The sequence below is a fragment of the Vibrio sp. QJM3NY_15 genome (genome assembly GCF_057785995.1).
Map to the genome: position 1 here is coordinate 620,655 of NZ_CM173517.1, position 23,037 is coordinate 643,691.

Annotated in this window: 13 protein-coding genes; 6 read left to right on the forward strand and 7 right to left on the reverse strand. The window is 42.6% G+C overall.

Annotation, left to right across the window (positions count from 1 at the left end):
* The first annotated feature begins 18 nt into the window (after nucleotides 1–18).
* From AC3CKG_RS02710 to phoU, 4 genes are all read left to right on the forward strand, one after another.
* Entirely contained in the window at nucleotides 19–2,235 is a 2,217-nt protein-coding gene (locus tag AC3CKG_RS02710) for an ABC transporter permease subunit (RefSeq protein ID WP_488528779.1), read from the forward strand.
* A 110-nt stretch (nucleotides 2,236–2,345) separates the two neighbouring features.
* Nucleotides 2,346–4,055 carry a phosphate ABC transporter permease PstA gene (pstA, locus tag AC3CKG_RS02715; protein ID WP_099167097.1) on the forward strand — a complete coding sequence of 570 codons (1,710 nt, stop codon included), beginning with the start codon at nucleotides 2,346–2,348 and terminating at the stop codon, nucleotides 4,053–4,055.
* Nucleotides 4,056–4,874 (forward strand): phosphate ABC transporter ATP-binding protein PstB, encoded by an 819-nt coding sequence (gene pstB, locus AC3CKG_RS02720; RefSeq protein ID WP_004735071.1) that lies wholly within the window; start codon nucleotides 4,056–4,058, stop codon nucleotides 4,872–4,874.
* 75 nt (nucleotides 4,875–4,949) lie between these two features.
* A complete protein-coding gene (phoU, locus tag AC3CKG_RS02725) occupies nucleotides 4,950–5,648 on the forward strand; it encodes a phosphate signaling complex protein PhoU (RefSeq protein WP_017098086.1) in 699 nt (232 codons plus the stop codon).
* Between the two features lie 9 nt (nucleotides 5,649–5,657).
* Here phoU and AC3CKG_RS02730 read toward each other — a convergent pair whose 3' ends face one another.
* From AC3CKG_RS02730 to AC3CKG_RS02750, 5 genes are all read right to left on the reverse strand, one after another.
* Nucleotides 5,658–6,149 (reverse strand): hypothetical protein, encoded by a 492-nt coding sequence (locus AC3CKG_RS02730; RefSeq protein ID WP_102326933.1) that lies wholly within the window; start codon nucleotides 6,147–6,149, stop codon nucleotides 5,658–5,660.
* 165 nt (nucleotides 6,150–6,314) lie between these two features.
* A complete protein-coding gene (locus AC3CKG_RS02735) occupies nucleotides 6,315–6,866 on the reverse strand; it encodes a porin family protein (RefSeq protein ID WP_102326934.1) in 552 nt (183 codons plus the stop codon).
* A gap of 127 nt (nucleotides 6,867–6,993) precedes the next feature.
* Complete coding sequence (locus tag AC3CKG_RS02740; protein ID WP_102326935.1) at nucleotides 6,994–7,923, reverse strand: LysR family transcriptional regulator; 930 nt, start codon at nucleotides 7,921–7,923, stop codon at nucleotides 6,994–6,996.
* 93 nt (nucleotides 7,924–8,016) lie between these two features.
* Nucleotides 8,017–8,769 carry a copper homeostasis protein CutC gene (locus AC3CKG_RS02745; protein WP_017110481.1) on the reverse strand — a complete coding sequence of 251 codons (753 nt, stop codon included), beginning with the start codon at nucleotides 8,767–8,769 and terminating at the stop codon, nucleotides 8,017–8,019.
* Between the two features lie 319 nt (nucleotides 8,770–9,088).
* Entirely contained in the window at nucleotides 9,089–9,697 is a 609-nt protein-coding gene (locus AC3CKG_RS02750) for a peroxiredoxin C (protein WP_009848275.1), read from the reverse strand.
* Between the two features lie 209 nt (nucleotides 9,698–9,906).
* Between AC3CKG_RS02750 and AC3CKG_RS02755 the strand changes: the two genes are divergently transcribed.
* Nucleotides 9,907–10,812 carry a hydrogen peroxide-inducible genes activator gene (locus AC3CKG_RS02755; RefSeq protein ID WP_017090958.1) on the forward strand — a complete coding sequence of 302 codons (906 nt, stop codon included), beginning with the start codon at nucleotides 9,907–9,909 and terminating at the stop codon, nucleotides 10,810–10,812.
* A gap of 1,690 nt (nucleotides 10,813–12,502) precedes the next feature.
* Here the strand turns inward: AC3CKG_RS02755 and AC3CKG_RS02760 are convergent.
* Both AC3CKG_RS02760 and AC3CKG_RS02765 read right to left on the reverse strand, forming a co-directional pair.
* Complete coding sequence (locus tag AC3CKG_RS02760; protein WP_488528780.1) at nucleotides 12,503–13,066, reverse strand: hypothetical protein; 564 nt, start codon at nucleotides 13,064–13,066, stop codon at nucleotides 12,503–12,505.
* Nucleotides 13,067–13,115: 49 nt separating this feature from the next.
* Nucleotides 13,116–19,091: a toxin TcdB middle/N-terminal domain-containing protein gene (locus AC3CKG_RS02765; protein ID WP_488528781.1), complete on the reverse strand. Its 5,976-nt coding sequence runs from the start codon at nucleotides 19,089–19,091 to the stop codon at nucleotides 13,116–13,118.
* 1,028 nt (nucleotides 19,092–20,119) lie between these two features.
* Here AC3CKG_RS02765 and AC3CKG_RS02770 point away from each other — a divergent pair.
* On the forward strand, nucleotides 20,120–22,939 hold the full coding sequence (locus AC3CKG_RS02770; RefSeq protein WP_488529220.1) for a hypothetical protein: 2,820 nt from the start codon (nucleotides 20,120–20,122) through the stop codon (nucleotides 22,937–22,939).
* Nucleotides 22,940–23,037 lie beyond the last annotated feature (98 nt).

The following is a 23,037-nucleotide window of genomic DNA, read 5'->3' on the forward strand; positions in this document are numbered from 1 at the left end:
AAAAAGGTAGATAAACAGATGGCTTCAGCCCAATTTTCATTGAAAGAGCGCGACAAAAAAAGATGGTTGAAAGATCGTCTCGTCCGTTTTTCGGTGACATGTGGTGCAGTCAGTGTCCTAGCTGCTCTGGTGCTGATCTTTGTTTACTTGGCGATGGTCATTTTACCGGTATTTTCTGATACTGGTTTAGAGACTGACCAAGCCGTGAAGACCGTTGCCGTAGAAAAGCCTATCGTCTTATCCGTAGATGAATACGGTCAGCATGCGTTTACTATCGAAAAATCCGGTTTGGTTCAGTTTTGGGATTTAGAGTCTCAAAATACACATTCTTACTTTGAGCGTAATGTTTTAGCTAACCCCATCGCTTTTTCTCGAAATACCCCATCTGAAAACTGGTTTGCCTTTGCCGATAGCGTAAGCAACCTTACCTTTTTCTACCCTGAGTATAGTGCGCCCGTGCTGCAAAAGGGCAGTGAAGCCGAACCTAAAATTGAGCAAATCGACCTCCCTGAACCATTTTTAAATGATGAATCATCAAACGGAGCAACAATCGAAAAATTCGCGTTCTCTAAGAATGGACGTGGTATCACGGTTGCCGCTCAGTTAAGCGATCAACGAGTTTTGGTCAAGTGGTACCAGAGTGATCTTACTGGTCAGTATGTTTTTCAGAAGAGTCAATGGCTGTCGGATAAGTTGGGTTTACAGCAACAGTTGTTAGTCACACCTGATGGCCAAACCTTATATCTCCGAGCACAATCGGATTTAGTGGTATTGAAGCTATCCGATAGCGGCTTCAATGTTCGTGAAGTGATTGATCTTAGCTTGAACGATGCGAAGCACTCGGTGAAAAGTATCGATTTACTGTCTGGCGCCTATTCGCTGTTGGTTACGCATGAGGACGGACAGGTTTCTCAGTGGTTCGATGTACTCAAAGATGAAAAGCGTAGCCTGACCCATATTCGCGACTTCCAACTTGCTGAACAAGTGCAATTTATTTTGCCCGATACTTATAGAAAGGGTTTTTATAGCTTCTATAAGAACGGCACATTACAAAGCCATTATACGACCAGTGAAAAGCTGTCGCTGTTCGAGCGCGCATTTGATAAATCACCACAATTAGCGGCTATGTCTGCCAATGAACTGCATTTGGCGACGCTAATTGATGGCACCATCAGTGTGGCTAAAGTCGATAATGAATATCCGCAAATATCATTCTCATCGCTTTGGCAAAAAGTCTGGTACGAAAGCTACCCTGAACCGCAATACGTTTGGCAATCAACGTCGGCGAACGATGACTTTGAAGAAAAATTCAGTTTAGTACCTATCACATTCGGTACTATCAAAGCTGCTCTATTTGCGATGATGTTTGCCGTGCCGGTTGCTGTGCTCGGAGCCATTTATACCGCGTACTTCATGTCTCCACGAATGCGAAGAGTGGTTAAGCCTTCGATAGAGCTAATGGAAGCTCTTCCGACCGTTATCATCGGATTCTTGGCTGGGCTTTGGTTTGCTCCAATTGTCGAAACGCATCTAACGGCCGTCTTCTCATTAATGGTGTTATTACCACTGAGCACATTGTTGACTGGACTTATTTGGTACTGTTTACCGAAGATGGTCACGAGCCGCTTCGCTAATGGTTGGCACGCCTTGATATTGATTCCGGTATTGATGATTACCGTGGTCGCTGTATTTGCTGGTGGAAACAGCATTGAAGCCTTGTTGTTTGATGGTGATATTCGCACTTTCTTAGCTAGCTATGGCATCGACTTTGACCAACGTAATGCGCTGGTGGTTGGCTTCGCTATGGGCTTCGCTGTCATCCCTACCATTTTCACGATTGCAGAAGACGCTATTTTCTCTGTGCCAAAACATTTATCCGATGGCTCACTGGCTTTGGGAGCGACGGCGTGGCAGACACTTATCTATGTGGTGCTATTAACGGCTAGCCCAGGTATTTTTTCAGCAGTTATGATGGGACTAGGGAGAGCGGTTGGCGAAACCATGATCGTTTTGATGGCGACAGGTAACACCCCAATTCTTGACTGGAATATTTTGGAAGGGATGAGGACGTTATCGGCAACGATTGCTGTTGAATTACCAGAATCTGAGGTGGGCGGATCTCATTTCCGCTTGCTGTTCTTGGCTGCACTCTTGCTGTTTATCTTTACATTCGCGGTGAACTCAGTGGCTGAGTGGGTTAGACAAAGACTGAGAGATAAATATCGTGCGCTGTAGTTTTAAAGGTTCACCTCAATCTCTATCAATGGCTGTTAGCTGTTTGATTAGCGTATCTTACGAACTTGGCTCTTTCTTGGGTTCAGCACGTCAGAGCAAGGTCGTTCATGATGAATAAACTGAAGTCATTATTGTCTTGGATTAAATCAGGCTCTCCGTGGATTTGGCTTACGGGCGGTGCGGTGAGCATCAGTATGCTCTCTGTTCTTGGCTTAATGCTGTTGATTGGCTGGAAGGGTTTAACGTATTTTTGGCCAGCTCCTTTGTATCAATGGCAAGTCGACTCCAAAGACCTGTCGTTAGTGGTCGATCTTGACGAAACGGTATCAAAGCAAGACGTATTGATTGGTCAATTATATGAACGTAAATACATCCCGATAGAGCAAGTGCCACAAGCTCATGACTTACTGTCGCCTCAAAATTTGTCTACTGGGCTAATCCAACGTTTAAGTATCAAAGTAGCGAACAGAGAGCTTTACCCAGCCGATTTTGTTTCAATTTTGGATGTTAACTTACGTGAGCCAACAACGCCGTCTGAATGGGCGGTGATCGAGCGAAGTCGTGGGGGGTATTTCTTTGGCAAACCGGTAGGGTTTAAAACGGCTTCGGGTTCTTATCAAACCAATATCGACCAGAAACTTGAGGATGGTTTGGCGTTTGCAGACACGCTAAGAGAAGAAACGTCACGTGTTGTGAACCAAGAAATACGCAATATCAGTTGGCAGTTGGAAAACTTGCGTTTAGAAAAGCGTAAGCTTGAACTCAATGAGTCAGTGAGTGATGAGTACCTTAAAACTTATACTCAAACTAAGCTGAAATTAAACAGCCAACTTGATGAAGCGGAAGTAAAACTAGAGCACCTCAGAACGCAGTTGAACGTGGAAAGCTTGCTGGTGGAAGATATGACTGGTGAACGAGTTGAAATACCGCTCAGTCATATTCTTGATTATTGGTACCCCAACAAGATGTCCTATCCAGAAAAAGTTGGGCACTGGGGCAAGCAAGTTTGGAAGTTTTTATCTGAAAACCCACGAGATTCAAACTCTGAAGGTGGTGTGTTCCCTGCGATCTTCGGTACTGTGTTGCTGGTTATTCTCATGTCGATCGTAGTGATGCCACTTGGGGTTGTTGCTGCTATTTATCTCCATGAATATGCAAAAAACAACGCACTGACACGTTTGATCCGTATTGCTGTAATTAACTTAGCGGGTGTACCGTCGATTGTGTATGGCGTATTCGGCTTAGGTTTCTTTGTGTATACCATCGGTGGTTCTATCGATTCTTTGTTTTATGCAGAGCGATTGCCAGCTCCGACATTTGGTACTCCAGGCCTGTTATGGTCCGCATTGACTTTAGCGGTATTAACATTGCCCGTTGTTATTGTAACAACGGAAGAGGGCTTAACGCGTATCCCTAGCTCGGTGAGACATGGTTCATTGGCGCTTGGCGCTACTCAATTTGAGACGCTTTGGCGCATTGTTTTACCAATGGCAAGCCCTGCGATTATCACGGGGTTGATATTGGCAATCGCGAGAGCTGCGGGGGAAGTGGCTCCATTAATGCTGGTGGGTGTTGTGAAGCTAGCATCAAGCTTGCCTGTAGATGGTCAGTTCCCATATCTACACTTAGAGAGAAAGTTCATGCACTTAGGCTTCCATATCTACGATGTTGGTTTTCAAACATCTAATATCGAAGCGGCGCGCCCTTTAGTGTATGCGACTTCATTTTTATTGGTTACGGTTATCGTTGGACTGAATTTAACAGCCATCAATATCCGTAATAACTTGCGTGAAAAATACCGAACCTTAGGACAAGATTAAATGTTCTCGATTAATGAAACCTTGGGTTACCAAGCACCACTTGATGTTCACAACCTGAAGGATGAGCAAATTGCTATCTCGATTGAAGGGCTGAATCTTTATTATAAAGAGAGCCAAGCACTCGATGATATCTCGATGCAGATCCCCAAAGGTCAGGTGACCGCTTTTATTGGTCCATCAGGGTGCGGTAAGTCGACTCTTTTGCGCTGTATTAATCGCATGAACGATCTTGTTGAAGGCTGTAAGGTTTCCGGCAAAGTGAAGCTTCATGGTAAGAACGTCTATCACCCTAAGGTGGATGTCGCGACCTTACGACGTCGTGTCGGCATGGTGTTTCAACGCCCGAATCCTTTCCCTAAATCCATCTATGAGAATGTGGTTTATGGATTGAGGCTGCAAGGTGTGAGTAACAGCCGAGACCTTGATGATGCGGTTGAACGCTCTCTGCGCGCCGCGGCGTTATGGGATGAAGTGAAAGACCGTTTGCATGAGAACGCCTTTGGTTTATCGGGTGGTCAACAGCAGCGTTTGGTTATCGCTCGAGCGGTTGCCATCGAACCTGAAGTGTTGTTATTGGATGAGCCAACATCGGCACTCGATCCGATTTCGACATTGACGATTGAAGAGTTGATCAACGAACTTAAGACTCAATACACAGTTGTGATTGTTACTCATAACATGCAACAAGCGGCACGAGTGAGTGACCATACTGCCTTCATCCATATGGGTAAGTTGATCGAGTACTCAGATACTGATTCTATATTTACTTCGCCATTGAAAAATCAAACGGAAGACTACATTACAGGTAGGTACGGCTAACGTTTAAGTTCGCGCCACCTAGAGCTAAGTCACTCTGAAATAAATGACTTTATTCATTTCTTTTAAGGAGCTGACATGCATTTTGGTCGCCACATCTCAGGACAGTTTAATGTCGAATTAGAATCTATCCGTACACACGTATTAACCATGGGTGGATTGGTAGAGCAGCAGTTGTCATTTGCGATGCAAGCGCTTCATAAAGATGACGTGGAACTGGCCAAAAAAGTAATTCGTGACGACCATAAAGTGAATGCGATGGAAGTTTCAATCGATGAAGCATGTACTCGTATTATCGCGAAGCGTCAGCCGACGGCCAAAGATCTGCGTTTGATTATGGCGATCATCAAAACCATTACTGATCTAGAACGTATTGGCGATGTGGCTTCTAAAATCGCACAGGGTGCGATTGATATCCCTTCAACGAAAGAGCAAAAGTTTCACGTCTCGTTAGAGCCATTGTGTCGTCAGGCAATTACTATGCTGCATCAAGTATTAGATGCGTTTGCTCGTATGGATGTCGATGCGGCGGCAGAAGTTCATAAACTTGATGATAAGTTGGATGCGGAATATGAAGCTGTAATTCGTCAGTTGATGACGTACATGATGGAAGATCCTAAGAACATCCCCAACATCCTGCAAGTGATGTGGTCAGCCCGCGCGATTGAGCGAGTGGGAGATCGTTGCCAAAATATCTGTGAATACATTATTTACTTTGTGAAAGGCAAAGATGTACGCCACCTTGGTGATCAAAGCCTAGATGACGCGCTGAAGTAGGTATGAACTTTAGAAGCGAATTATTGCACCAAGGTTAAGGTTGATTGTTGTGTCGTAAGGCACGAAGGTCTTATTGTGATCAAAAATATTCATGTCAACACCAGCTCGTAACCCAAGCACTGGTGTTGCTTGGTAAACATAGGCTCCACCAATACTTAATCCATGTGCTGTCTTCTCTTCAACTTCGCCATTGCGCGTTTTTGTTCCGTCATAACTCGCTACACCAATCTCCGCCTGAAAGCCGTGGCTCTGGTTTCTTCCAAACATATTTTGAATACCAACGCGGTACGCATCGACAGCCTCATCGTATCGATCGCTTTCATACCAGAGGTGAGAATAGCTTAGGTAAACTGCGCCTAGATTCGCCACATCAGTAATACCTGCTTGCATTCCAAAGCCATGATAAGAACCAATCTTTAGTTCAGGAGATAAGTGAAGACCACTTGCTGAAACGGAAGTAGAAAGGACGGCAATTAAAAGCAGGGGGGACTTTATCTTCATAAAAATACCTAGAGAAATTAGCCGTCCTTGGCTGCAATGAATTTTGATTTGAATAGATTGGCTTTAGAACTTTCGCTCGAAGGCGGTCAAAGCCTGGATAAGGTGTTAAACCAAGGAAGTGATTGATCATAAAAAGCCAGCGTAGACACTGGCTTTTTCGATTTATTAGAAGCGGTAACCGACAGTCCATGAGAATGTGTCGTAATCTACGTCATCGTAGCTCGCGAATTCAAAGCGCATGTCAGTGTATAGGTGTTGTCCGAATTCTGCTCGACCACCTAAACCAACAACGAAGCTGGTATCGTTGTATGATTCAGTCCACATAGTATCTGAGTAGCCAATAGAGTTATCTTCGCTTTGACGTGCTAGGCCAAGGACACCATAAGGTTTCAAAGAGAAGCCATCTAATTCAAATTTATAACCGATGTCAGCGTCAACTTGGAACTTGTAGCCATCGATCTCGGCTTTTATCCCCCCAACGTTTTCGTCGTCACTATTCGTTGCATAAGAAACGTTGATGCCTACGATACGGTTAAACTCGTAACCATATTCAAGCTTGATGCCGTTACCCCAATCAACAGTGTCGTCACTAATCCAGTCGGTAACTTGGGTTTTACTGTAACCGATACCAACACGGTGTTGGCTGTCAAAGTTGTTTGCAAGAGCAGGAACAGAAAGAAGTGAAGCTGAAATTAGGGTAGTAAGTGCAATTTTCATATTAGTCTCTATTTAGGTTAACTTAACTGCACGATCCTTCGTAGTTCAGTATCCGTTTTGATAGAGCTAATATTAAACAGTGTTTTATTTTTAGGCTAAGTAGCTATTTTTATATCACTGATAAGTATTACTTATTATTTTGAGCCAATAGAGCTCGCTGTATGATGTCAAATAGCCAGTTGGTTAAAGGTGAGTTTCGATTTTTAATGTGTATATAACTATAGACCGGAGTCTTCAGCGTTTTTCCGTCGACTGAGACATCTATCCCGCGTAATGTCGGATAGTTTTCTACTGGGAAAAGGTTGGAATGGGGCATGTACATATCAGTATGTTGAATGACATCGATTAGAGCCATGACCAATTCGCTGCGAAAACCGATACGATGCTCGATGGAAAGGTCGGTTAGAATCTGAGACGCTAAGCTAAAATTGTCATTCCAACCTGGCGTTACTAAAGATGCGATTTCGTACCCTGCCATGTCATATGGAGTTATGGTGTCTTGCTTTAAAGGGTGATCTTTCCTAACAAATATACGTCCTGTTAATTCAATGAGCTGCCTTGTATAGACTTCTTTACTTGTCTTTTCTCCCAGGTAGCTTACTCCCATCAAAACCTCATCTTTTTGTATATCTGAGACAGACGAGTTGGACCATGGAACAAGCTTTAATTTAGCGTTTGGTGCTTGTGCTCTTATATCTTTAAAAAGTGAGCCAGACAGACAAGAAAGTACCACTGGAGATAGGGCTATTTTCAACGTGTAATCAATCTCTTTCGGGTCAAAAGCGTTCGATGTATTAATCGCGATAGATAGACCGTCCATGAACGGTTTGATTTGATTAGTGAGCTGCTCTGAAAATGCCGTAGGTTGTAAGCCTCCATGAACCTTTACGAAAAGGTCATCGTTGAAGTGGTGTCTTAGCTTTTGTAGGGCTTGGCTAACCGCTGGCTGAGAAACGAATAAACGTTCCGCAGCCTTTCTGGTGTTTTTTTCTTGATAAACAATAAGAAATGTTCGTAACAGGTTTAAATCAAGAGAGCTGAATAAGTCTTTAGCCATATCTGTCCATGAAAGGTTTACTGCGTTATTAAATCTAATATACGTCAGTCAGTTAGATTAGTCAGCGTGGTTCTCTTCGATTTTTGTTAGCGACTATTGTCCTAAAGTGGTGAGGGCAGCTCTTACATCGGATATCTTATTCGCATCAGTTACGGGGATCTGATAATCATCAATATCATCACTGCCCATTTGAGCACTTGAGTTGCTTTCCATTAGGCTCGGTCTTGTCGATTTACCTGAAAGGTGAAGTGCAGGTATTTGGGTGGTGCTTTGAATCATTTTCGCATTCGTTGCGTTGACGCCAGCCCCAGCCATGATATCGATTCTATTATCGGCCTGTTTAACCATATCTGCCAAGACATTGATGCCTTGCTCAGCATTAACAGCAAGCCCCGACGTTAGGATCCTTTCACATCCAAGTGCGATGACCTGTTCTAAGGCTGTTTGATAATCAGAGCTTTGATCAATGGCTCTGTGAAACGTAATCCCAAGCTTTAATGAGTGCGCTTTGTCAGCCAGTTGCTGCATTTTTGGCATATCAATACTTCCATTAGGTGCTAACACGCCAAGTACGACCCCATTCAATCCTGCACTTGCACAAGCTTCAATATCTTCAAGCATACAGAGCATATCGTCATTATCGAAAATGAAGTCGCCCTGTCTTGGTCGTATCATAGCGTAGACAGGAACGGACGAAATTTTTGCCGCTTGCTTCATCATACCGAAGCTCGGAGTTAATCCGCCAAGTGCCAGTGAGGAGCAAAGCTCAATTCGATTTGCGCCGCCAGACAGCGCGTTGTGTAGAGATTCTAGGTTATCGATACAGACTTCAATTTCGATGTTCATCATGTTTATCCGTTTAAAAAGATACTGATGAAATCATAGCAACCTAGATACGGATATGAATAGGTGGTAGCAGAGGAAAATAGGGGTAAAGTTTGTTCTTGTAACTACCTCTATTAAATGTTGCAGAGGGAGCTTAGGGGAAGTGAAAGGCCGTCGAATAGATATGAAAAAAGCCCGAAGCGTTAACTTCGGGCTTTTAATAGGACTTTACTTCTTAACTGATTGGCGGTGCGCTTTGCGCTATTAGCTTATGCTTTATTTCTCTTTATAGAGAGTCTTCCAACCATTAACCCGCGTTGAGTTCGGGCTTAAGAGGTAATTACTTGCTTAGGTCGTCAGCGTGCTCAGATAGGAATGCTGCAACACCTTGTGGAGATGCGTCCATACCTGATTTACCTTCTTCCCATTGTGCAGGACAAACTTCACCATTCTTCTCGTGGAAGTTTAGTGCGTCTACCATGCGTAGCATTTCGTCGATGTTACGACCTAGTGGAAGATCGTTAACTACTTGGTGACGTACAAGGCCGTCAGCATCGATTAGGAAAGAACCACGGAAAGCAACACCTGCTTCTGGGTGCTCTACATCGTATGCTTTGCAGATCTCGTGCTTAACGTCAGCAATTAGAGGGTACTTAACTTGACCGATACCGCCATCAGCGATAGCAGTGTTACGCCATGCGTTGTGAGAGAATTGAGAATCGATTGAAACACCGATTACTTCAACGCCTTTAGCTTGGAAATCTTCTAGACGGTTGTCGAAAGCAATTAGCTCTGAAGGACAAACGAAAGTGAAGTCTAGTGGGTAGAAGAAAACTACAGCTTTCTTACCTTTAGTGAATTCTGCGAAGTTGAAGTTATCAACGATCTCACCGTTACCTAGAACAGCTGCTGCAGTAAAGTCAGGGGCTTGACGACCTACTAGTACCATTTGGAATCTCCTAAAAAATTAGTTGGCCCAACACATCTTTGTTTGGGCTCCGTTTCTACGGGACAAACTATAGTACAATCGGTACTATAGAAAAAAGCGAATTAAATAGATTAAGTTAATCGAAAAAAGCGATGAGCTTAATCTTTGCCCAGTCCTTAGGTCTGCTGACCTTTACGTAACTTATCCTACTCATATTACAAAGTAATTTCATGAATAAATGGCCAAGTCTTAAGCAGCTTCACTATCTTGTTACCCTTCACGAAACTCGTCACTTTAGTGATGCAGCCGATCGCTGTTTTGTGAGTCAATCTACGCTAAGTAAAGGCATTCAAAACCTTGAAGAGCTGATTGGTTGTCCTCTTTATGAGAAGAAAGATAAAAAGAGCCCACTCGTTTTCACTCAAGCGGGAGAGCTGGTGGTCAAGCATGGTCGAGAGTTGTTGGCGAAGGGGCAAGACTTGGTTGAACTCGGAAACCTATGTAATGGTGATGCGATGCAAGGGCAATTGCGAGTAGGGTGTATTCCTACCATTGCGCCATTCCTTCTGTGTGATTTGGTTCAAGAAGCCAACCATCGTTTTCCACAGTTGAACTTACTGTTACGTGAAGATACTACAACTAACTTATTGGCTGCATTACGTCATGGTGAGTTAGATGTATTGATTCTGGCTCTGCCTGTCGATATCGATAACATGGAGAGTAAAGTTGTTGGGCAAGATCCTTTTAGAATGGTGATCAGTCGTAATCAAGCAGATGGCATTCGTGTCCCTATTAAATATGATGACTTGCCAGACGAGTCTGTATTTTTGCTGGAGAACGAACACTGCTTAACCGAGCACGCGGTATCAGCTTGTAAGTTAACCGACAAAGAGAAGATAAACCCATTTACCGCGACAAGTCTACACACATTGGTGCAAATGGTGGCCAATGGTTTAGGTACCACCTTTATTCCGCAGATGGCCATCGACCATGGTTTACTGGAAAATCAAAACCTAGTGGTTATTGATCCTCCTGGCCAGCAAGCGTACCGAGATATCGGCCTAGTGTGGCGACCAAGTTCATCACGTCGTGAAACATTCCATCAACTGGCGGATGTGGTTTCTGAATTACTTTAAAGTTTGTCACCTTAACAACAGTACTTGATTGCCATGTTTGAATAAACCCATACTATTATGTTTAATCGTATGGGTTTCTAGGTCTTGTTAAATGAGACTTTAAAGCTCCATAAAGTAAATAAAAAAGCACTGTAATGCACATATAATCAGGAAATGTTCCCAAAAAGTATGAATAAACATCAAGTAGGCTACTATTTTATTTCCTAGTATTATTTTTTCATCGTTTATATATAGTAGCGCTTCTCTATCAATTCAAAATTTAACTTATGTACAGAGCGCTGTCCCTCTATATCTAATCGATAGTAATAGGTTTTCAACCCTCTCATATGGACGTTAATATGAGAGCGTTGTATTACTTTTTCTTGTTTTTCTATGCCAGATTCCCAGAATTTGTATGTATCTCCAACAACTTCGTAAAGTGCAAAAGATACAACAGCATAGCCTATTAGAAAAAAGAAAGTTTTAAATATGGGAATGATTTATTCATAAACCGCTACCACATTTTTCTTTTGAAAGCGCAAACTTTTCTAAAAGTCCCACAGAATTTATCAGTTTCATTTTTATTATTGAGCCACAATATACGTAGCCAGCGCTATTTTCCTTGTAATCTTCAATTTTTAAATAATAAATAATAAATAATAAATAATAGATAGTGATATGTCGATTATAAAATAAGTATCGATGCGATGATTTTCAAATTGGTATTTATCATCTCTATTTTTATTATTAATACTAGTTGTGCGATGGTGTATATTAATAAAAAATGAAATAAATAAACTTATTACAGAAAAAGTAGACTCTATCGGAGTAATCATCCCCTGAAGGGAAGTATATTAACGGGTAACTGCATACAGTGATGATTACTAAGCATATTATCGAGTGCTTATATTTTGATGTTTTTATCTATATAACCATTTTAAATTTTTATTTCCCACACTGTTTGTTGAATGAAAAACTTTCGAGTTACGGTATTGAGAGCCCTATTTGAAGTTCTGCACCACAATAGTATTCACTATGTTGATTTTTCAAAGTGTTAATATCTGGCTGACACACAAAACCAGGATAAACAGGGGCGATAATCGCTAGCACTAGGGTGAAAATGGATACTTTACGTGAGAGGTCTTTGTTTACATTCCTCGTCATAAATTGTAATTTAAATAGACAAAGTAGGGTGAAAGGAATGCAAAAAAAGATTGGATTGAGAATGAAGTTGTTGGAAAAACACACTTATCCTTTACCTGTCATGACTTTAGGGAAAAATTGAATAACAAAGAAATAGAGTAAAAACCAAAAAACAAGCACTCGTTTTAATTGTATATTCTTTATTTATTATATCCCTCAATTATATTTATACTAAAAGTAGCATAGCCCTGTTCAGCAGGGCTATGTTTTAATTTTAAGTGCGTCTATTTTACCATTTTAGTCTAGCTTAGTATTTGATGACTGTTCAGTTCCACTATTTTCCCACTAGTACTTTCTGCATCGTTATCTGGACTATCACTACCTCGATGATTGGTCCTACCATCATTTCCGTTTTTCTGACCGTCAGTAGATTTATTTGATTTTAATTAATATTAATCGATTTTTATTTTGTGATTATTTGGTTTGTTTATAGAGTCCTTTTTATCTTCTAAGGATAACTGATTAAATCACGTTATTGTTAACTTAACTTAACTTAACTTAACTTAACTTAACTTAACTTTGATTTTTCAATATATTTTTCGATTGTTTTTTTTGATTTTAATATAACATAACCAAAAGTAGGGAATGTATATACGAAAAAAAACCTTATATCTTCGATATGTTTTTCTGACGTATCATTTGTAACTTTTTCTGAGTGTAAGAGTAATTCTATATATGGTATAAATTTGTGTGAAAATATAAATATGTAAAGCATGGCAAGGAAAATACTGACAGGGTAAATAGCCTTATTTAAAAATATATAAAAATTTAAAATCGTTGGCGAGTGATGGATGTTTTTTTTTATTTTTCTTGAACTTGTAAACATAAAAATTGATAGAAAGCTCACGCACGCGTCAAAAATCACCAATAAAGATAGTATTGAGATGAAAAAAGTCCACCACTCTAGAGTTAAAAAAAACATTGCTAAATCATTACTTGCTAATGTGCTGGAAGTTATTACGGATTTGAAATCATCGAGCCATAGTCTTAATGATTCCCAAAGGTACCTAAAGTAAGCACCAAAGGTTATTATTAATGCTATTTTTATTAGCTTAGTTAAAATAATCATCATGAAGATACCGTTTAGAAAGGAGCGGCTCGCGCTCCTTTTTATAGTTTAGTTAAGAATCTGAATCTGAGGCCTTTGTCGGCCCAACTTCTGATTGTGAGTCATTGAGTGCCCCCTGACTACTATCACCTGGGCTATTATTTACCTCATTTATCTCATTTGCCTTCGAATCATCTTTAGGCGTTCTTGTATTCATTAATGAATTAGCCAACGTAGCTACTGAGGTGGCTACGGAAATATCTTTTAGAGTATTAAAAGGAACTTCGTTATCAGGAAGACCTTGACTAACATGTTTTTTCAGGTTGTCAGGTAGGTTTTTGTTCACTGGATGTCGACCATAGGGGTTCAACACTTGTTTTTCTGCGACCATTAAATTTTTACTAGCGAAGTTGCCGGCAACTGAATTTATGCAGGCCTGTGCATATTTGGCATCATAGTTATCTTTCACTTTTGTTGATACAAACTCCTGTACCATAGCTCCTCCACAACTAATCATATTGTTAGCTATAGGGTTTTTGGCTAACCCAACCCCGCCAGTCAATGTTCCCAATGCTCCCCAAGCCGCGCCTTCCAACGCTTTTTCCTGCAGTGTGTCTAGTGACCAGTCACGACTAGTTAACATATGACCTGCAGTATTAGTAATGGCTCCGACGGCTCCCCCAATCATTACAGCTCCTACTATTTGAGGAAACTCCCCTGTAGGATCGCTATACCTCAGCGGGTTGCCTCGCCCATAGGCGTAAGGTGACCAGCGTTGAGGGTCCGTGAATCGGGCCTCTCTTGCAAACATAGGGTCGGGGGTGATGAATTGCCCGTAGCTATGGTTCATATAGCGTTGCGAGAAATAACCAAGTCCAGATTCTTTGTCTTGTTCTTTATCGGTAAAACGATAAACCGTTTTATCGGATTGACCAAACTGAGCTTCCACATCACCAAATGGTTCGTAATTGAACGCATTAATGACTTGAGCTGAATTGTCCACAGTCAGTTCTGTTGAACCAAGGTGCTGTTTAATATAGTAAACTTCTGGAGTGAAGGTGTCATCACCTTTGCTTGTCTTGGCCACACGGTGGCTGCCTAAACGAGCAAACTTGATCAGCTTACCTTCACGAATCTCAGCATCATCACTGATATACCAAGTTGTTGTGACCTTTCCTTTACTGTCTTTAACCACCTTGAGGCGTCGCTTGTTGTTATGGTCATAGGCGTATTTTGCTTGGTTTTTCGGGTTTTCGACTTGTTTCAAGCGGTTCGCATGATCCCACTGAAATTGTTGATCCCCTGAACGCAGCTGATTACCTACCGCATCATAACTAATACCTACGTCAGCATGGGTGAGCGCTTGTGGACCTGCTGTATCGGTTGTGCGCAACCCTTGTCGGTTATAGCGTTTATCTTCTCCTTTGCCTGTGTTTCCACCGTAGCGTAAGGTTAAGTTGTTGTCACCTAGGATTGGATCGTTGGTGTTCTTGGCAATAAGGTTACCAATAGGATCAAAACGGTATTGAGTGAGTTTTAATTTATTTTGCTCGAGTGCAATTCGATACCAATCGTCGTAGTCATAAAAACGCGTTTGGTCGAGCTCAGAATATTGATTCTCGATCCCTAGCTCTTTGGCAATGGTCTTTTTATCTTGCTCTGTTCGTTGGTCGGTGATGCCGAGTAAGTTCGATACCTCATCATACTGATAATTGAGTGACTGAAGGCGTGTTCTGTCCGAATGACGAGTGGTTTCTCGGCTCTTAAGCCGGTTCAACGCATCGTATTCATAATCACTTTGCATGCCATTACCATATTGAACATGGCTCAATTGCGCAGAGGCACTATAGGAAATGTTGTTGACAATGTTACCCATCGCCAATAATTCACCGCCTTGACCGTATTGGTAGTCAAGATGAGAACTGTCTGGGTAAGTCAGTTGTGTTAGTTTACCGGCGCTATTAAACGCTCGCTTAGTTGTATAAATATCCGATTGTTGACCAAAGGCTTTGATTTGGCGTTTTTCAACAGTACGACGACCGTTTTGATCGTAACCAAACCAACTGCTCCCTGCTTCATCGATAACTTGTGCAAGTCGGCCTTTCAAATGATGGAGCTGTTTATCTTGGTTATTATCATATTGGTACTGCTTAGAGATACGGCCCTTGGTTGGATCGAGAATAAGCGAGTGAAAACCTGTTGCTGGGATAGCGGTTTGGTCTTGATAGAAGCGCTCTTCAAGTTGTCGGCTAAGGCCATCATAAAGGTAAGTGTGTGCCATGCCTCGTGATTCTATGGTACCAACTAAATTACTCGCAGCATCATAGTTAAACCACGCTTGTCCACGGTTTGGGTCGTCTCGATACGTTTGGCGACTTAAACCGTCATAAAGCATAGTACGGGTATTGCCAAACGCATCGGTTAAACGGGTAAAGTTATCGAGCGCATCATATTCATACTGGGTGGTCCAATCTTGCAGAGTGCTTTGCTCACCATTGACATCAACACCAACGTACTCTTTTACCTCTCGTAGTTGACCAAGACCATCAAATATTAACCATTTACCGGCTCCGCTGTGTTGGCCTCCGATAACCGTTTGTGCGGTATCTTGTACCCATGACTTAAGAGGCAAGTACTCGTTATAAGTAAATGTTTCACCTTGCGAGTCAGTGGCTGGTAGGTATTTACTGATTGTACGGTTGGTCGCGTCGTATTTGTTTCGAATGACTTGTGACCCCGTCCCTGAATGAAAAGCCATACTCGCCGAAAAATAGGGCATACTTTCACTGGCCAGTAATCCACGGCTATCGAAATTATTCTTCAAACTGACTCGTGGGCCTTGTTCCGTTTGGCTTACGTTCATTAGATTACGCCCACCACCATCATAATACTGGCGGCGTTCAATATGGCGGCCATCTTTTTCAAGGCGCTGTAAACTGCGGATCCAGTTAACCATGACGCCATCAAAATTTTGCTGGTAATGATATTCAAACGATTGAGTTGGCGCACTAGTGCTGTCACCCGGAGCAATGATATCAGTGACTCGACCAAGGCCGTCATACTGTATGTGAGTTTGCTGTTGGTTAAAATCCTCAAATTGAGTCATCACGCCCAATGAAGAGTCGTAACTCGCACTGGCAACCAGGCTCTGGCCCCCCAAATGTAGCCTCTCTTTTATTGGGTATATTCCCTCTTGATAAGTTACGCTAACCTTATGTCCAGGTTGCTCGCCATAAAGAGGGCCAAAGAATTCTGTCGCGTTACCGTAAGAGTCGTAGTGTGAACGCTGACTAAAAATAGTTTGGTTATTCTTACTTGGTGAAATCCATTTTTTCGTCGCGGTTAGGTTACCCGTTGACACGGCGCCTAGGTTGCCACCACTAAAGCTTTCATCGTCATAAAACCATTGAGTTTTCGCAACCAGTTTACCCTGTGCATTGGTGATGGTTTTTTCAATGGGAAGATGTAATTGCCAGTTGGCCAATGACGTTGCATTTTCGGCACTGTAGCGCCAATGGGTTTCACGCTGATCTTGAAAGCGACCGTCTAGGCGGCCATGTTCGCGTTTAAGAATTAAGTTACCAAAATCATCATATGCGTAATCCCAAGCAAGAGTGATAGGGTTTCCACGCCCTTGTTCAATCAGCGTTTTCTCTTGGCGTGTTTTACTTGCAAATGAGACGAATTTGTCATCGTCGAAACTGTCAAATAAACGCTTTGATGACCACTGATATGTCTCTTGCCAAAAAAGACGTCCTTCCGCATCCATTTTTTCTATTTTCGATATCTTTCCGCGCAATGATTCGTCATTAAGACCTAATAAAAAAGTGTAGTGAGTTTTACTTTCCGGTGCTGATTTGGAGGCGAAATCGCGTTGTGTTGCTTCGCTAAATCCAACAAATTTACGCTCTTTTGCAAAGTAAAAACCGTCACGGTATTGATAACTTTTTATCGATGCTTGGCCGGGGCGACTGGCGTCTTCCGTGGTGACTGATTTCACGACTTGCATAGCCATAGGCAGGGTATGTTGCCATGGGGTATTTTGTTTTTCATCACGCAACATCTCAGAAGCCACGGTCGCGTATTGAATGCTTGACGTTTGCCCTATGCCGTTATCGACAGAGAGCAATTGGTTGGGTAAATCTCCCGGAATGATGGATAAATAGGTAAACGACTTTTCATATTTGCCAGAACGAAACCACACGATGTCGACAACACCATTGCCATCAATATCGGCCAATTTGGTTTTAGAAGGGGCGAATTTATCGGGGTGCGTGAACGTGATCGGGCGGCCGAAAGCTAATGTTCCTTTAGGCCCTGATTGGCCTTTACTTGGCCACACAGTAACTTTGAACCCATTAAAGTAAACAAGATCAGCGAGACCATCATGGTTTAAATCGGCAAACTGAACTTTATCTGTGTTGTGAATACTTTTCGCAGTTTCGCGAATATTATCGACATGAATGGCTTCTGAATAGCCGCCTGTGCCTTTGCCAGCGAAAAAATACATCGACTTTTGATCCATGTGAACTAAGTCGTTGAGTCCATCACCGTTCATATCGGCCATATGAGAGGTCGATTTTGCCAGTGGAACCCCAACACTGAGTTCGGGCATTGGCATGCTGATAGGCGTATCCCAACCGTTCCCGTTATTTATCGCAACTGTATGTTCAAAAACGCCATTTCTTGAATTACTGTTGGTCACAAAGACATCGGCTAATCTGTCATGGTTAATGTCAATTAATCGAGCGTTAGGGCTATTAATCGATAATGTTTGATTGCCTAAATTGCCCTGTTGTTGCCAATTGTAGTTTTCATCTAATCCATAAACATAACTGTTGCGTCGGATCGCATTCAGCATATTGATTTTGCCGTCACCGTTTAAGTCCCCCCATTTAACATATTGGCTGGAGAGTTTATTTCTAGAGTGGCTGCTCATTTTCACCATTTTAGAGAATTGAACTTCCCCCTGTGGGTTTTTGCCTTGGTTAAGTGCATAGCGATGAGGTGAAAAGCCCGTGTTAATAACATCGGGTAAACCATCAGCATTGATATCAATAAAATCAACATCTGGGCTCTTTAAAGGAAACAACTTAGCGGAAGGAACGTAATGCGACGCCGCGAGCGTTGGGTCAAAGTTGGTATACTGGAAGCGGGTTGGAGGGGCGCTATCTTGTCCGTTAGCCGCGACTTTTGATACTTGTGATAAGCGAGATAGAGTCTGCCAATCTGAAGCTGCCTCGTAGTCAAATTGATAAGACATGACCGGATTTTGCTTGTTAAAAGTGGCTATCTTTTTTAAGCGGAGCGCTTTGGTCAATTCATACGTTGGTAAGTAAGAAACGATGGGGTCGGGTCTTGGTTCATAAGACAGCTCAACCACACTCGCGCCGTCATTGTAGTCAATTTGCGTTAAGTATACCGCTTGGCTGCTATCAAGTGAGTCATAGTGGTAATTAATTCGGTTACCATGAGTATCGGTCATGCTCTCGATAAACCACTGAAAAACCTTGTTTCCACTTTTGTCATGGTGTTGTGCGTTACTGTTTTGTCCTAATAACCAGACACTGCCATTGGCTAAAGTCATTCGCCAGCCATCAGGTAATTTTTGGTATTTTACAAATTGCCCTTCAATTTTGGCGCGGTATTCATTGTTTCCAATATGAACGAGCTCTTGCCCTTCATGATTCACAAAAACATCGGGGTTGCTAGCGTCGTAACTTGGCAGGCCATCCACGGTTTGACGTTGTATATAAGGCATGCTCAAGCGTCGCCCAATGCCGACCAAACCATTGCCATAACCACTGTCGTAAGTAATCGACAATTCAGGCGTCATCTGGTTACGGCCCGTTGGTAAGCTAAAATTCAGTTTGTCTTGGCTAGTACCCGTGTTTAATTGGGTATTAAATCCCTCTCCAAGCCCTTGTATCGTTCCGGGGCCGGTTGGCAAAGAAATAACAGTAGGTGATACCGCACTTGGTTCATTGGCGAGAGCGCAAGTCGTTAAACCAGCCAACACCATTCCTATCGAATAGGCTAAAATTTTCATTTATATCTCTGAGTTTATAAAAGTCAGGGAAATATAAATTCCATCAACTTTATATACAAGTAGTTGCATATAAAGTGTGAGTTGTATACTGAATAAGTATTGTTTTCTGGCGTTTTTTAAGAATTTTAGGAACCGTCAGTAAGTTACTATGCTTGAGTGGTTCCGTTCTTTAGCGTGCATTGAGATTGATTCATCTGTTGCTAAGCCAAGCTAGAAAAATATGCGATCAAGTCAGCTGTTTTTGATGCTGATCCTTAGGGTGGTTTTATTTTTAGTGAATTTATAAAACATAATGATTGTATATTCGTTGTGGTGTAATATCCATAATTAATATGAAACTTGTTTTTGTTATTGTGTTTCTTGTTATTTAAAAGGGGCTTTTTGTATTGAGTTTTTTGTTATTTGACAGGTTTTTTAGTGATGTTTTTGTAGGGGGATGGACAGGGGAGGATATACATAAGATAAGTTTAAGATATGTCAGAGTCGTGGTTTTGTCTTTATTGTTCCAATAATCAATAATCAATAATCAATAATCAATAAATAAAAGAATAATTATGAATTATATTAAACGCAGTTTGGTAGGGCTTTTTACGCTCTTAATAATACCATCAGGGGGGGCTCAGGCCGCCAATAATAATGCACCTTATCCATTTGGTGAGGAGTTTGTTTACCATACTTGTCCGTCTGGGTTTGATAAACAAGGCATGAGTTGTTTAAAAGCCGCATCTTTAAGGTGTTATGATGCGGATTATAGCATGAACTCTAATAAGCAAAGTTGTACTAAAATATTGTCTACACGAGCGGGATCTGAGTGCCCTGGAGGAATGTGGGGAGGTGGTAGATTTCCTAATACTAGGTGTACGAACAGGGTTCCAGCTTGCCCTTCTGGATACCGTTTTAAGAGTAAGAAAAGAGCTATTTGTGAAAAAAGAATGACACAACCCGTCGAACAATTTTGTTCTAGAGGTAGCCTTAACAACGGTCGTTGTGTGGTTTCACCGCTACGCCACTCACCTATTGAAGAAACAATGGCAACCTTGTATCCGCGTTATTCTAATGACACTGAACAACAACAGTCAGCTGCATTTCGATACCTGGATAGCATGTTTGCCTTAGATCCAGAATTAGGCGAGATTGTGTCTGCGATGAGCTTTGAGGGGCTGAGCCAAGATTTTTCGAAGCTATGGGCCAGTGAAGACAAATCGACAGCCGACAATACCCTTGAGGTGGTGGAAGGCTTTGCAGCACTGCAGCCTGATTTAACTTACCTTAAAGAGATACTACTTGATATCTACTACGACCGCGCGGCTGCCGAATTTATTTTAGCTAATCGTTCGATTGACCAAGCCAGAATTTATTGGATAAGTGATGATACGTTTTCAGCGGTTATTCTTGAACAGCATCGCCAGAACGCCGTTGATATTTTAGAGCGTAGCCTGAATGAATATTGGTCGCTTATCGACAATCACCCACAAGCGTATGCGGCACAGTTACCGCAGCGTGATTTACACAGTGCGCGATATCTCAATGCTCAAGGGTTATACATCCCTATTTATGAAGACGAAGCCTTGGTGGTGGGGTACAAGGATGCTCTGCTGGTGTATCAAATGATGAGCACCCTACTAGAGCAGCAAGTACACCTGAGTAAGCTCAAAGCGGTGTACGCGAATACCGATACAATGCAAGCGTTAGCGGTAGAGGCGCAAACTCTGCTCAACAGTGTGACATTGAAAGCCACGCAGCTTGAGCTGTTATTAGGCAGCGATGCGCAAGTGAGCGCAATGCTGGTAGCAGAGCAGGCGAAGCTGAATAGCCTTGCGATGAAACTGGGCTCGGTGATTCAGTGGTTAAAAGGCGAGGGTAACTACCTAGGGCTTCCGGATGATTTTGTCCTGTTCCTGCAAGGGTATAAAGACAAAGACCACACCGTTTATGACTCGTTTGATGCGATTAAAATGTTACTCAAAGGCAGCGCGTATGACGTCGTACCATCGGCAGAAAAAGCGCTGCAAGAGGCGAAAAACGCGACAGCGAACTACCGTTACCAACGTGACCAGTTCAGACAGACCTTCACCAACGAGCAGCAAGCGCTGAATAACCAGCTGTTTAAAGTGCTGGGTTGTACTGTGGGACAAGGCGACAACCTGTGTGCGAGCCAGACAGAAGCGCAGAGGAAAGGTAGCTTAATTGCCCAACAGCAACAAAGCATTAAAGCGGCGAAGCTGGGCGTTGAGCGAGCACAGAAAGCACGGCAGACCATCACAGGCAATATCACCATTGAGATGGAGCGCCTTGAGCAAGAGAAGCAAATTCATGATGCGATTGATAAAATCATGGTGCAGTTTGGTCAGAATGAGTTGTCGTTGAGTCAGTTGCTTGAAGCGAAACGAGATGCGGAGCGCGATGGTTCATCGTCAAGCAAAGTCACTGTTGATATTAATGAGTTATTGAAACAGGAAGATTTAGATACTCTGGATAACTTTGTTAACGAAACGGGCAACGTAGATTTGTCATTGGTGCAAGCAGCGCTGGCCAGCTTAAAAGAGGACCTGAAAGACGTGCCGCGTGATGACGCTATCAAGTACACACAAATCTTGGCGGTGTTAGAGCGTGCAACTATCCGAGGCCTTGAGCGCGGGTTACTTGACGTGAATTCTAAGGCGCGCATCAAAGCGCTCATGTTAGAGCTAAAAGCGGCAGAAGTGGACATTGCGAAGTCGATGAGCTACCTGGCTTATGAAGTTGAAAGGTTAGCAGGGTTCAGTGCGGAAGCCGAGCGACTGATTGCGCAGCTGGGCGAAAATCAGCAACAACAGGCAGACCGTTACTATGCTAACCCAGTGCATTATAGCGTACTGACAAAAGAAGCATTGAACGCCGAGTTGGCCTTTGCAGAGCTGCAAGAGTGGATGTTTTATGCCGTTCAAGCGCTAGAGTACAAGTGGCAAGAAGCCTTTATCGCCCCAGAGCAAGGGTTTAATCGCGCGTCGGTGTTTAAAATTCAAAATATCCCACAGCTGATTGAATACTTTAAGGAATTACAGCGTTTTGATGACATTCGTAATCTAAGAAGCAGCCAAGAGGCGACGGATACTCTGTCTGTTAAAAAGCACATCTTCGGTTATGTGGATAAGCTTCGAGGCAAAACGATGTGGTACCCGGCTTTGGATGGCAGCGGTGATATGTTGACAGCGGATGAAGCGTTTAAAGCCAAATTAGCCCAACTGACTCAACGTATCGGCCAAGACCAATGGTTAACGGTAGAGTTCAGTACCGTGAAAGAGCTACCACGCTCGAACTTCTTCCAAGGACCAGTCGTTGCAGACAATGGTGACCTAACTTGTTTAGCGGATGCCGGCACTTATTTGGATAAGTTGGATGGCATTGGTATTAACTTGCAGGTGAGTATGGACATCTCTGGTGAAGAGATTACCCCTGCTTACTTGACATACGGGGGCAACAACTACATGCGCAGTCGTATCCCGGGGTCGTTAACCGATGATGAAACGGGCATCAAAGATGAACTGGTGTCGTACTCAACGCGTTTCTGGGATGTGTCGAATGGTAACTTCTTCGCAAAAGATAGCTATCGTCAGCAAATGAAGGCCAACATCATGACAGACGAAGAGAGTCAATCAGCGTTGTTGAATCCAACCTATGCCTTTAAAGAGAGAAGTGTCGCGGCTTCAGGTTGGAGGTTGTCAGTGAAGTTGGGTGACCGATACGGTGAGATAGTAGACCTTGAAGGTTTGGATGATATCGAGCTTATTATTAAGCACCGATACTACTCACGAAATGCAGAGACATGCGGCGGAGGAGGCACTGGACCGCTTATCCTTTTAAGATAATCTAACGTGAGCCTCATAGTTTTATGAGGCTTTTTATGCTTTATCTTATATGTGAAATAAAAAACGCCACAAACTGTGGCGTTGGAAAGTTATCTATA